12 protein-coding genes are annotated in these 11,388 nt (G+C 69.4%); 8 read left to right on the top strand and 4 right to left on the bottom strand.

All coding sequences use genetic code 11. The features are described 5' to 3' along the window. Positions 1–151 precede the first annotated feature (151 nt). Complete coding sequence (locus ACLQ2O_RS02610; RefSeq protein ID WP_425826741.1) at positions 152–973, bottom strand: DUF4328 domain-containing protein; 822 nt, start codon at positions 971–973, stop codon at positions 152–154. 155 nt (positions 974–1,128) lie between these two features. Between ACLQ2O_RS02610 and ACLQ2O_RS02605 the strand changes: the two genes are divergently transcribed. Both ACLQ2O_RS02605 and ACLQ2O_RS02600 read left to right on the top strand, forming a co-directional pair. Further along, positions 1,129–1,611: a methylated-DNA--[protein]-cysteine S-methyltransferase gene (locus tag ACLQ2O_RS02605; RefSeq protein WP_425826739.1), complete on the top strand. Its 483-nt coding sequence runs from the start codon at positions 1,129–1,131 to the stop codon at positions 1,609–1,611. A gap of 188 nt (positions 1,612–1,799) precedes the next feature. Then, positions 1,800–2,147, top strand: a complete 348-nt coding sequence (locus tag ACLQ2O_RS02600) for a hypothetical protein (RefSeq protein WP_425826737.1) — start codon at positions 1,800–1,802, stop codon at positions 2,145–2,147. A 66-nt stretch (positions 2,148–2,213) separates the two neighbouring features. Here ACLQ2O_RS02600 and ACLQ2O_RS02595 read toward each other — a convergent pair whose 3' ends face one another. Continuing rightward, positions 2,214–2,999 carry a DUF5324 family protein gene (locus tag ACLQ2O_RS02595; RefSeq protein WP_425826735.1) on the bottom strand — a complete coding sequence of 262 codons (786 nt, stop codon included), beginning with the start codon at positions 2,997–2,999 and terminating at the stop codon, positions 2,214–2,216. A gap of 297 nt (positions 3,000–3,296) precedes the next feature. Between ACLQ2O_RS02595 and ACLQ2O_RS02590 the strand changes: the two genes are divergently transcribed. The 3 genes from ACLQ2O_RS02590 to ACLQ2O_RS02580 all read left to right on the top strand — a co-directional run bounded on the left by ACLQ2O_RS02590 (position 3,297) and on the right by ACLQ2O_RS02580 (position 5,226). Continuing rightward, a complete protein-coding gene (locus tag ACLQ2O_RS02590) occupies positions 3,297–3,839 on the top strand; it encodes a peptidylprolyl isomerase (protein WP_425826733.1) in 543 nt (180 codons plus the stop codon). Positions 3,840–3,952: 113 nt separating this feature from the next. Continuing rightward, complete coding sequence (locus tag ACLQ2O_RS02585; RefSeq protein WP_425826731.1) at positions 3,953–4,690, top strand: rhomboid family intramembrane serine protease; 738 nt, start codon at positions 3,953–3,955, stop codon at positions 4,688–4,690. Between the two features lie 125 nt (positions 4,691–4,815). Further along, entirely contained in the window at positions 4,816–5,226 is a 411-nt protein-coding gene (locus tag ACLQ2O_RS02580) for a hypothetical protein (RefSeq protein WP_425826729.1), read from the top strand. Here the strand turns inward: ACLQ2O_RS02580 and ACLQ2O_RS02575 are convergent. Further along, entirely contained in the window at positions 5,223–5,774 is a 552-nt protein-coding gene (locus tag ACLQ2O_RS02575) for a TetR family transcriptional regulator (protein ID WP_425826727.1), read from the bottom strand. The genes ACLQ2O_RS02580 and ACLQ2O_RS02575 overlap by 4 nt on opposite strands. An 85-nt stretch (positions 5,775–5,859) precedes the next feature. On the opposite strand from ACLQ2O_RS02575, the gene ACLQ2O_RS02570 reads away from it, so the two are divergent. Then, positions 5,860–6,990 carry an FAD-dependent oxidoreductase gene (locus ACLQ2O_RS02570; protein ID WP_425826725.1) on the top strand — a complete coding sequence of 377 codons (1,131 nt, stop codon included), beginning with the start codon at positions 5,860–5,862 and terminating at the stop codon, positions 6,988–6,990. A gap of 54 nt (positions 6,991–7,044) precedes the next feature. Then, complete coding sequence (locus ACLQ2O_RS02565) at positions 7,045–8,709, top strand: M14 family zinc carboxypeptidase (RefSeq protein WP_425826723.1); 1,665 nt, start codon at positions 7,045–7,047, stop codon at positions 8,707–8,709. Here ACLQ2O_RS02565 and ACLQ2O_RS02560 read toward each other — a convergent pair. After that, positions 8,706–9,707 (bottom strand): LacI family DNA-binding transcriptional regulator, encoded by a 1,002-nt coding sequence (locus ACLQ2O_RS02560; protein WP_425826721.1) that lies wholly within the window; start codon positions 9,705–9,707, stop codon positions 8,706–8,708. The two genes, ACLQ2O_RS02565 and ACLQ2O_RS02560, sit on opposite strands and share 4 nt — an antisense overlap. Positions 9,708–9,870: 163 nt before the next feature. Here ACLQ2O_RS02560 and ACLQ2O_RS02555 point away from each other — a divergent pair, with 163 nt between their 5' ends. Further along, positions 9,871–11,379: an alpha-N-arabinofuranosidase gene (locus ACLQ2O_RS02555; RefSeq protein WP_425826719.1), complete on the top strand. Its 1,509-nt coding sequence runs from the start codon at positions 9,871–9,873 to the stop codon at positions 11,377–11,379. Positions 11,380–11,388: the final 9 nt, after the last annotated feature.

Here is an 11,388-nt window from a genome sequence, read left to right as displayed (position 1 = left end):
CCTGCCCCCGCGTGACCGAGCCCCATTGATACCACGAAGTAAGTACCCGTGTGGAGCCGAGCCCAGCACGGAGGGTATCGACTTAACGAGTTCTTTTCCTACGCCCATCACCTCTTGTAACGACGAAGTCGACGGTCCGTGACGGGTTTCTTTACGGGGCAGGATTTTCGCGGGCCCACCACGGGGTCCACGGCCGCTGGGTCTGCAGGTCGTTGATCCGGCGGATCAGGATCATCGCGAGGACCGCGGCGGCCGTCATGCTGACCGCTGAGATCGTCGACAGCCACGCGTTCTCCCGCAGTTCGCCGAGCTGCGGCGCGCCGTCGAGCACGCTGCGCTGGCCGACGTTGTCGAGCACCAGGCCGACCACCCAGGTCAGCCACCAGGCCCAGACCAGGCGGGTGCCGGGGATGCCGCGCAGGGTCGGCAGGTGCGGCGGGGTCCGCGGGTCGCTGGCCGCGACGATGTCGTCGACGACCTGCTTGGGGTACCAGAGGTTGACCACTGGGACGATCCAGCCGCCGAGCACCCAGCCGCGGGTGTAGCGGTGCTCGCCGCGGCAGAACATCTCCGCGTTCCAGCGGACCCGCCACAGCCAGGCGATGAACACCGCGGCCGCGGTGAACAGGGCGAGCGCGGCGATGATGCCGAACAGCCCGGAGATCAGGTCGGCGTCGTCCATCCGGTCCGGGTCGCCGGCGTACAGGCGCAGGGTCCGGTAGGAGTTCCAGTCCGACCAGGCGGTGGCCCAGCTCATCACCGTGACCACGCCGATCAGCACCGAGGCTGTCAGGCCCATCGCGTACTCGGCCGTGAACCACCGGTCGAGCGGCGGCGACGGCGGCCGCTTCGGCAGCAGGTGCGCGCCACCGGTCTCCGGTACGCCGTACTGCGGGTACGTCGGCGGGGTGCTGGAGCGGTACGTGCCCGGAAGGTAGCGCGGGAGGTCGGAGTCAGGGGTCTGGTCGGTCACGGACAACCCCTCACTGCCGGTCGGGAAGAGGGCGACTCAGAAATAGCACACACAGTGTGACGAATCCAGAACCTTGTGTGTCCGTCGTCACTCGCCGCGTCCATTGTGCCGCCTGAACCGTGGGAAGTGTCGGTGCCGGAGTGGAGGATGGATCCATGCGCTGGACCGTGATCGATTCGCCCATCGGTGACCTGTCCCTGGCCGTCGACGACACCGGGTTGTGCAGGGTGACGTTCGGCGTCGTGGACGGCATCGAGCCCGTCACCGTGCCCGACCCGCTCCTGGTCGAGACCCAGGAGCAGGTCAAGGCGTACTTCGCCGGCGAGCGGACCGATTTCGACCTGCCGCTGTCGGTGCGCGGCGGTTCGACCTTCGAGCGCGCGGTCTGGCAGCAGCTGTCCCGGATCCCGTACGGCGAGATGCAGACCTACGGCGACGTCGCCAAGGTGGTCGGCGACGCGGGCGCGGCCCGGGCCGTCGGCGTCGCCTGCAACCGCAACCCGCTGCCGCTCGTCGTGCCCTGTCACCGGGTGGTCGGCGCGGGCGGCAAGATGGTCGGTTTCGGCGGTGGCATCCCCCGCAAACGGCACCTGCTGGAGCTCGAGGCCAGGGTCGCGTTCGAGAACCTCTGGAGCTGACCGCCGGCCGTCGGCAGAGCCGCCGGGAGAACTGACGAAACCCTTACTCGGGAGTACCGCCGGGCGGTGCCAGGAGTAGGCCTGGCAGCGGCTAGTGTCGCTGCGAGCGATCAGACTGACACGCTTCAGACAGCCGTTCCAGCCTGGTCCGGTCGTGCCCCGCCCCGACCTCAGCCCGGAGACGATAGATGACCCAGTCCCCTGCCGATCCGCCGGTCACCGCCGGCGACTCACTCCCCCCGGACCTGCACGCGTTGATGGACAAGAGTGCCGAGGAGTGGTCGGCGCCGGAGATCCAGAACGCGGCCCGGGAGGCGCTCCAACTGCATGCCCCGGACCGGGAGCCGCTGACCAGGACGAAACGCTTCGGGGTCCTGCCCTGGATCCACCGCAACGACGCGGTCTGCGTGCACTGCGGTGCCACCTACCCGTGCATCACCCACCGGTACGCGACGCAACTGCTGTCGGCCGGCCGGATCTCGACCACGTCGGGTCGTGACGAGCACGACGGCGAGGACGAGACCAAGAACGACTGACGACGCCTGGACAGCCGAAGGGCCACGGACCGTGAGGTCCGTGGCCCTTCGTTCGGTGCTGCCGCGTCAGGAGTCGGTCGGCTTGGTGTCCGGCTTACGCGCTGACGTCGTGGTCTTCTTCGTGGTCCCGTTCGACGACGCCTTCGGCGCCTCGTCGGCCTTGGTGTCGCTCTTGGCGTCCGTGGACTCGTCCTCGGTCTTGCCGTTCGAGGCCGTGGTCTCCGCCTTCGGGGCGGCCGGCTTCTCGGCGGCAGCCGGGGACGGGCGCGACGTCGTACCGGCCGGGGCCGAGCTGTAGTCGCGGCCGCTGGTCGGAGTCGACTGCCAGGCCGGCTCCGGCGGGGTCAGCAGCTTGCGGACGGCGGCCGCCGCCAGCGCGCCGAAGCCGAGCAGCAGCGCGAAGTTGCGCAGCTTGTGGCTCTTCTTCGGGACCTCGAGCTCGCCCCGCAGCGCGGCCTTGGTGGCCTTGCCCCGGCGCGACGTCTCCTCGACCACCGGCTCGGCGGCCGCGGCCAGGGCCGCCAGCGCGGCGGTCACCTTCGGCATCAGGTCGTCGTTGAACCGCTCCCGCGCCTTCTCGGCCGCGTGCTCGGTGGCCGGTCCGACCTTGCTCAGCGCGTCGTCGATCACCGGCTGGGCCTTCTCCACCGCGGTGTGCGCGATCGAGGCGCCGCGCTCGACGGCCTTCTCCGCGTACGGCGACACCTTCTCCCGTGCGGTGCCCACGGCCGGTCCGAGGTGGTCGCGGACCTGGCCCGCTCCCGTGCCGACCTTGTGCGATGCCGTCTCGGCGAGCGGCCGGACCCGGTCCTTCGCGGTCTCGACCCGGCCCTTGGACTTCAACAAACCCACGGTTCCTCCTCGGTGGTCGCCCGTGTCACGGGCTCGGTACGGCCCAGCGACGGAGTGGGACGACCTGTACGGCTTCTGGACAAATCCGGCTGCATCTGCATCGTACGACGTACCCAGCCGATAAACCGGCCGCCCCGGCGACCCGGCCGGAGCGGATCGCGGGAGGCCGGAGCGGCAAGCGTTGTCCACAGCCTGTGGACCGGACCCGCGCCGGTTTCCCGGCCGGTCGGTGCCCGCCGACTTGAACCCCCGTGACAGGATCGAGGGCGTCCGTTGTTATTCGATGAGGAGTATTCCGTGGCCGAAGAACTGTTCGCGACCCTGCAGACGACGAAGGGCGACGTCGTCATCAGGCTGTTCCCCAACGAGGCGCCGAAGACGGTGAAGAACTTCGTCGGCCTCGCGGACGGTACCCAGGAGTGGACCGACCCGGAGACCGGTGAGAAGAAGAACGAGCGCTTCTACGACGGCCTCGGCTTCCACCGCGTCATCGACGGCTTCATGATCCAGGGCGGCTGCCCGCTCGGCACCGGCACCGGCTCGCCGGGCTACGCGTTCGACGACGAGATCCACCCGGACCTGCAGTTCGACCGCCCGTACCTGCTGGCGATGGCGAACGCCGGCATCCAGTTCGGCCGCGGCACCAACGGTTCGCAGTTCTTCGTCACCGTCGTCCCGACGGCGCACCTGAACCGCAAGCACACGATCTTCGGCGAGGTCGCCGACGACGCGTCGAAGAAGGTCGTCGACGCGATCGCCACCGTGAAGACCAAGGGCGCCGACCAGCCGGTCGAGCCGGTTGTGATCAACAGCGTGAAGATCGAGACCCGCACCAGCTGAACCACCGCACCACCCGCAGGACCTGTACCGAACGGCCGATCTCACCGGATCGGCCGTTCGTGACTCCAGAGACCTCGAGTGCCGCATCCCAGCTCCGCCGAGAGGACCAGCCCGTGACCGAGACCGTCTGCTACCGGCACCCGGATCGGCCGACCGGGGTGCGCTGCCAGCGCTGCGAGAAGCCGATCTGCCCGTCCTGCATGAACACGGCGTCGGTCGGCTTCCAGTGCCCCGACTGCTTCAACCAGGGCGTGAAGTCGATCCCGAAGACCCGGACCTCGCTCGGCGGGGTCGCCCGCGGCAACCCCCAGGTCGTCACGCTGACCCTGCTGGCGATCAACGTGCTGGTCTTCATCGCGATCCGGACCAGCAGCAGCCGGCTGGTGAACGACCTGGTCCTGGTCCCGGCGCTGGTCGACACCGAGCCGTGGCGGCTGCTCACGTCGGCGTTCGCGCACGTGCAGATCTTCCACATCTTCTCGAACCTGTTCATGCTCTACCAGGTCGGTCCCCCGCTGGAGCAGATGCTCGGCCGGGCGCGGTTCACCCTGCTGTACTTCCTGTCCGCACTCGGTGGCGGCGTCGCCGTCTGGGTCCTGGGCAACCCGCTCGGCGCCACCCTCGGCGCGTCCGGCGCGGTGCTCGGCCTGGTCGGCGCGCTGCTGGTGATCAGCCGCGCCCGCGGCATGGACGTCACCTGGATCCTCGCCTACGTGGCGATCACCGCGGTCATCTCCTTCACCTTCCCCAACATCAGCTGGGAAGGCCACCTCGGCGGCTTCGTCGTCGGTGCCGCCCTCGCCTGGCTCTTCCTCCAGGAGACCAAGCGCCGCCGCAGCTCGCGGACCTGAGACTCCTACCAGCGATTGATGGTAGATCTCCCACTCCGAGCTGACGTTTCACGGGATTTGCACCGATAGCTTCGGGGAACCCGATCACCGACCGGTGATCGGCCCGCCCGAAGTTCGGAGTTTCGATGAAGTACCGCAGAACCCTGGGGATCGCTGTCGCCACCATCGCCCTGGGCATGGTCAGCGTGCCGCAGGCCTTCGCCGCCGATCACTCGATGGAGACCGCGGACACGATGTTCCCCGGGGAAGATGCCGCCGGGAAGGTGGAGTTCACCGAGCACGGCGACATCGTCAAGGTGTGCGACACCGACGCCGACGGGGACGCGGCGTACGTGACCGTGTTCGACAAGAGCAGGGACGGCGCGAAGCTCTACTCGATCCGGGCCGGTGGCGAGGGCAACTGCACGACGGTGCGCGCCAGCATGGGCGGGAAGTACGACCTGCCCGAGCACAACGTCCACTTCCTGATCTGCCGGGGGGACGACGTCCTGAACGCCGGCTACTGCAACGGCGCCACCTGGCACAACGACAACTAGTCGCCGGGGGCGGCGGCTGTCAGGTAGTGCTGGATCGTAGGTCCCATCCACCCGACCACCGCCGCCCGAGGCAGCTCGGCCATCGGCCCCAGTTTCAGTACGTACCTGCACAGACCGAGGCCCAGCGTCTGGGAGGCGACCAGGCCGGCGCGGAGTTCGGGTTCGTCGGTGAGGCCGGCGGCGGCGATGGCCAGTTGGCTGGTGAAGATCTCCCGCATCCGGTCGGCGGCGGCCTCGTTCGTCACGCCCGCGCGGAGCAGCGCCTGCAGGGTGTCGTCCTCCTCCCAGCGGCGGAGGAAATGGTCGACCAGGGCGGCACCGAGAGTCTCACGCGGGAGCGTCGAGAGGTCGGGCAGGCGGAGGTCGAAGTCGGCGGCCGCGGCGAAGAGCTTCTCCTTGCTGCCGAAGTGGCGCATCACCAGCGCGGGGTCGGTCGACGCGTCGGCGGCGATCGCGCGGATGGTGGCACGCTCGTAGCCGTCGGCCGCGAAGCGCTCGCGGGCGGCGGTCAGGATCGCAGCCTTGGTCTGGTCGCCGGAACGTCGCATGCCCGCAGCCTAGGTCAACAGGTGTTGACTTGGCCATCGGGCCGCCGTACCGTCTAAGTCAACAGGTGTTGACAAGGAGGCGGAGATGACGGATGTCGTGGTGGTCGGAGCCGGGCCGGTCGGGCTGACGGTGGGTGTCGCGCTCGCCGCAGCGGGGCACGAGGTCGTCGTGATCGACAAGCTCGCCGAGGGAGCGAACACCTCGCGCGCGGCGGTGGTGCACGCCCGGACGCTGGAGGTGCTGGACCGGATCGGCGTCAGCGACCGCCTGGTGGAGCTCGGCGTCCCGGCCGCGCGGTTCAGCATCCGTGACGGTCAGCACGAGCTGATCGGCGTCCCCTTCGGCGGCCTGCCGACCAAGTACCCGTACACCTTGATGATCCCGCAGGACCTCACCGAGCGGGTGCTGCTCGAGCGGTTCGAGGAGCTCGGCGGCAAGGTCCGCCGCCCGTGCGAGGCAACCGGCATCACCCAGTACGACGACCACGCGGTCGTCACCCTCGACACCGGCGAGACGATCACCGCCCGGTACGTTGTCGCGGCCGACGGCATGCACAGCCGGATCCGCGACCTGGCCGGCCTCGGCGACGACACCGGCGACACGCTCGCGCTGAACTTCAGCCTCGCCGACGTGCGGGTGAACGGCGGGCTGACCAGTGAGGAGGTTCGGCTCTACCTGGCGACCCGGGGAGTGCTGGTTGTGGCTCCCCTGCCGAACGGTTCGTTCCGTCTGGTCGCCGAAGTGGAGGAGGCGCCCGAGAACGTCGACGTCACCTACGCCCAGCGGCTCCTCGATCTCAGAGGGCCGAGGGGCGTGAGCGTGACCGAGGTGATCTGGGGTTCCCGGTTCCGGATCCACGAGCGCGTCGCGGCGTCGTACCGGAAGGGTCGTGTGGTCCTGGCCGGCGACTCCGCGCACACCCACAGCCCGGCGGGCGGCCAGGGCATGAATCTCGGCCTGCGTGACGCGATCACCCTCGGCGAAGCGTTGTCCACAGCGCTCGCAACAGCAGACGAGCAACCCCTCGACCAGTACGCCGTCCAAGCACGGGCCGAGGCGCTCGACGTCGTCTCGCTCGCCCACCGCCTGACCCGGATCGCCACCCTGCCCACCACGCTCCGCCCGGCCCGCAACCTGCTGCTCCGCCTCCTCGGACGGATCCCGGCCGTCCGGCGCGGACTTGCCGTGCGGTTGTCAGCCGTGCGAACCGGCTGACGGACGGTTACCCTCCAGTTACCCAAAGTCGTTACCTCACTACTGGAGGTCACCGTGTCCCATCCCGCCCGATGGAAACGACTGATCCCCCTGGCACTCGCGGCAGCGCTCGCCGCCGGTGCCGGTGGACAGGTGCAAGCCGCCGCTCCGCCTGACCCCAAAGCCGAGGCGTACCAGCAGAACGAGCTGGTCCAGCTGCTCAGGATCAGCACCCCGACCGCCGCCGACAAGCAGCGGCTGACCACCCTGGACCTCGACCTGGCCGAGTCCGCCGGACAGAGCTTTGTCGATGTAGTTGCTTACGGCAACCACGATCGCCGGCTGCTCGAGCTGGCCGGCTTCACCTGGACGACGCTCGAGGACGACCTCGTCGGCGCCGACCGCGAGCGCGAGGCCGCGGACGCGGCGTACGCCGAAGCCGTGCGGAGCAAGACGATCGCGGCGACCTTGCCGAGCGGCCGGACGGCGTACCGGCAGCTCGCCGACTACACCAACGAGATGGCCGCGCTCGCCGGCCAATACCCGACGAAGGTCAAGCAGTTCACGCTGAAGAACCCCTCGCTGGAGAACCGCGCGGTCCGCGGCATCGAGATCACCCGGGACGTCAACGCGAACAACGGCAAGCCGGTCTTCCTGATGCTCGGGCTGCACCACGCCCGCGAGTGGCCGTCGGGCGAGCTGACGATGGAGTTCGCCTACGACCTGCTGAAGAACGACGGCGTCGACCCGCGGATCACCAACATCCTCGACAAGGCCCGCGTCGTCTTCGTCCCCGTCGTGAACCCCGACGGCTTCGACCTGAGCCGCACCCTCGGCTACGAGCTGAAGCGGAAGAACTGCCGGATCACCAACGGCCAGGTCCCGACCACCGGCCAGTGCGCGCAGTCCGCCAACCGCTCCCGCGGCGTGGACCTGAACCGCAACTACTCCGGCTTCTGGGGTGGCCCGGGTGCGTCCAGCAGCCTCACCTCGGAGACGTACCGCGGCGCCGCGGCGTTCAGCGAGCCCGAGTCGCGCAGCGTGCAGGCGCTGGTCTCCGGCCACCAGGTCACCACGCTGATCACCAACCACACCTACTCCGGCCTCGTGCTCCGCGAGCCCGGGTACGCCGGCGCCGGCCCGACGCCCGACGAGGCGATCTACAAGGCGCTCGGTGACCAGATGGCCGCGCAGAACGGCTACACCAGCCAGTTCAGCTACCAGCTCTACGACACCACCGGCACCACCGAGGACTGGTCGTACTACGCGACCGGCGGCCTCGGCTTCACGTTCGAGCACGGCACGAGCACCTTCCACCCGGCGTTCTCGAGCGTCGTGAACATGTACTTCGGCTCCGGCAGTACGGCGGGCAAGGGCAACCGCTCGGCGTTCCTGCTCGCGGCCGAGTCCACGATCAACCCGGCCCGGCACTCGATCGTCACCGGCTCGGGCCCGGCCGGCGCGGTGCTCCGGCTGAAGAAGTCGTTCACCACCAAGACCTGGAACGGCACGCAGCTGCCCGACGTACTGGACTCGACGATGGTGGTCCCGGCCGGCGGCAGCTACACCTGGCACATTAACCCGTCGACCCGGCCGGCTGTCGTCCAGCAGGGCGGCACCGAGGCGTGGACGCTGACCTGTGAACGCCCGACCGGTCAGGTCCTGGAGACCCGGCAGGTCACCGTCGCCCGGGGCGCGAGCGTCACCGCCAACCTCACCACCTGCGTGGCCGGCTTCTAGCCTCCCGAAGACTCCCGGATCGTCAACGTGTGCGGGACGGTGAGGTCGCGACGCGCGGCCTCACCGTTGCCGGCGATCCGGTCGAGCAGCAGCTCGACGGCGTGGTCGGCCAGCCACTCCATGTCCGGCGCGATCGTGGTCAGCGAGGGCGAGTGGTACCGGCCGTCCTCGATGTCGTCGAAGCCGACCACCGCGACGTCGTCCGGCACCGACAACCCGGCATCGGCGAGCGTCCGCAACGCGCCCAGCGCGAGGAGGTCGTTGAAGCAGAACACCGCGTCCGGCGGCTCCGGCAGCGCGAGCAGTTCGCGCATCGAGGCGGCGCCGTCCTCCCGGTGGTACCCGGTGCCGGCCAGCTCGAGCGCCGGGTCGTGCTCGATCCCGGCCGCCTTGAGCGCCTTGCGATAACCCTTCCGGCGGACCGATCCGGTCCCGGCGCCACCGCCGACACCGATCGCGGCGATCCGCCGCCGGCCGAGCGAGACCAGGTGCGTCGTCGCGTCGTACGACGCCTGGACCGAGTCGACCGCGACCCGGTCGAGCCGGCCGCCGGCGTCGCGCTCGCCGAGCAGCACGATCGGCTTGGCCGTCTCGGTCTCGCCGATCCGGGCCGGCGAGGTGGTGATCGGGGAGAAGATGATGCCGTCGATCAGCTGGCCGCGCATCCCGTCCAGGACCAGCTTCTCGGCCGCGGCCTCGCCCTCGGTCTGGTCGATCAGCACGGTGATCCCGCGCTTCTTGGCGGCCCGGGAGACCGCGGCGCCGAGCTCCGCGAAGTACGGCGAGGCCATCTCGGGGATCGCCAGCGCGATGAAGTCCGAACGGCCCTTGCGCAGCGAGCGGGCGCTGACGTTGGGCCGGTAGTCGAGCTCGTCGATCGCGGCCTGGACCTTGGCCCGGGTCTGCGAGGTGATGTGCGGGTAGTCGTTGATGACGTTCGACACCGTCTTCACCGAGACGCCGGCCCGTGCCGCCACGTCGCTCAGTCTCGTCACCATCGTGGTCCCTTCCCCTGCTCGCTCGGCCAGAGTCTGTCACGGCCGTTCCACAGACCGGACCAGCCAGTCGGTGGTCAGCTCTTGCCAGCGGATGTCAATCGTTGCAAAAATCCCCCGACACCACAGTCGGTAAACGTTGTAAAGATCGCAAGGGGGAAGGCCAGTGGCACGTCTCGCCGTCGATCCAGCGTTCGTGGTCGGGAGCCTGGACCGGCGCCTGTTCGGCTCGTTCGTCGAGCACATGGGCCGCTGCGTCTACACCGGGATCTACGAACCGGACCACCCGGACGCCGACACCGACGGGTTCCGGACCGACGTCCTGGCACTGGTCCGTGAGCTCGGCGTCACCGCGATCCGCTACCCCGGTGGCAACTTCGTCTCCAACTACGACTGGGAGGACGGCGTCGGCCCGAAGCAGGACCGGCCGCGCAAGCTCGACCTGGCCTGGCGGGCGATCGAGCCGAACCAGTTCGGCACCGACGAGTTCGTCGCCTGGTCGCGCAAGGCCGGCGTCGACCCGATCTGGGCGGTCAACCTGGGCACACGGGGGATCCAGGCGGCCGTCGACCTGCTGTCGTACTGCAACCTCCCGGCCGGCACCGAGCTCCCGGACCGGCGGGTCGCGAACGGCGCCAAGGAGCCGCACGACATCCGGGTCTGGTGTCTGGGCAACGAGATGGACGGTCCCTGGCAGATCGGCCACAAGACCGCCGACGAGTACGCCCGGCTGGCCGAGGAGACCGCGAACGCGATGCGCCGGGTCGATCCGGAGCTCGAGTTCGTCGCCTGCGGGTCGAGCAACGCGCAGATGGAGACCTTCGGCGACTGGGAGCGCACGGTGCTGGAGCGCACCTACGACCTGGTCGACCACATCAGCCTGCACGCGTACTACGAACCGAAGGACGGCGACCAGGCCAGCTTCCTCGCCTCGGCGCAGGAGATGGACGCGATGATCACGTCGATCGTCGCCACGGCCGACCATGTCAAGGCACTGAAGCGCAGCGACAAGGAGATCACGCTCTCCTTCGACGAGTGGAACGTCTGGTACCAGCAGCGGTTCCCCGGCGAGCTCGCGCTCGGCGTACGGGAGGTGAGCCCGCTGATCGAGGACACCTACAGCGTCGACGACGCGGTGGTGGTCGGCAGCCTGCTGATCACGCTGCTGCGGCACGCCGACCGGGTGAAGATCGCTTGCCTCGCGCAACTGGTCAACGTGATCGGCCCGATCCGGACCGAGCCCGGTGGCCGCGCCTGGCGGCAGACGATCTTCCACCCGTTCGCGCTCACGGCCCAGCACGCCGGTTCGACCGTCCTGCGGACCGAGATCGCCGGGCCGACCGTCCACACCGACCGGTACGGCGACGTACCGGCGCTGTGGAGCACGGCGACGTACGAGGAGAGCACCGGCGAGGTGGTGCTCTTCGTGGTGAACCGCAGCGAGACCGACGCGGTCGAGCTCGAGGTGCCCCTGCACTCGCTGGGAAACCTCGAGGTCACGCAACACCTGGGTCTGTCCGACGACGACCGGGCCGCGGTGAACACAGCCGCCGAGCCGGACCGGGTCGTCCCCCGACCGGTCGACGGGACCGGCATCGACAACGGCATCTGCCGCGCCGCGCTGCCTCCGGCCTCGTGGCACATGATCAGGCTCTCCCCTGGCACCAAAAGCTGAACCACTCAT

The organism is Kribbella sp. DT2, from assembly GCF_049844575.1.
Lineage (GTDB): Bacteria > Actinomycetota > Actinomycetes > Propionibacteriales > Kribbellaceae > Kribbella.
This window is presented reverse-complemented; position numbering and strand designations above follow the sequence as displayed.

Excerpts from the sequence above, each read along its gene's own strand:
- ACLQ2O_RS02605 (WP_425826739.1), top strand. The coding sequence starts at position 1,129 with ATGCGCTGGACCGTGATCGATTCGCCCATCGGTGACCTGTCCCTGGCC.
- ACLQ2O_RS02570 (WP_425826725.1), top strand. The coding sequence starts at position 5,860 with ATGACGGATGTCGTGGTGGTCGGAGCCGGGCCGGTCGGGCTGACGGTG.
- ACLQ2O_RS02575 (WP_425826727.1), bottom strand. The coding sequence starts at position 5,774 with ATGCGACGTTCCGGCGACCAGACCAAGGCTGCGATCCTGACCGCCGCC.
- ACLQ2O_RS02580 (WP_425826729.1), top strand. The coding sequence starts at position 4,816 with ATGAAGTACCGCAGAACCCTGGGGATCGCTGTCGCCACCATCGCCCTG.
- ACLQ2O_RS02560 (WP_425826721.1), bottom strand. The coding sequence starts at position 9,707 with ATGGTGACGAGACTGAGCGACGTGGCGGCACGGGCCGGCGTCTCGGTG.
- ACLQ2O_RS02600 (WP_425826737.1), top strand. The coding sequence starts at position 1,800 with ATGACCCAGTCCCCTGCCGATCCGCCGGTCACCGCCGGCGACTCACTC.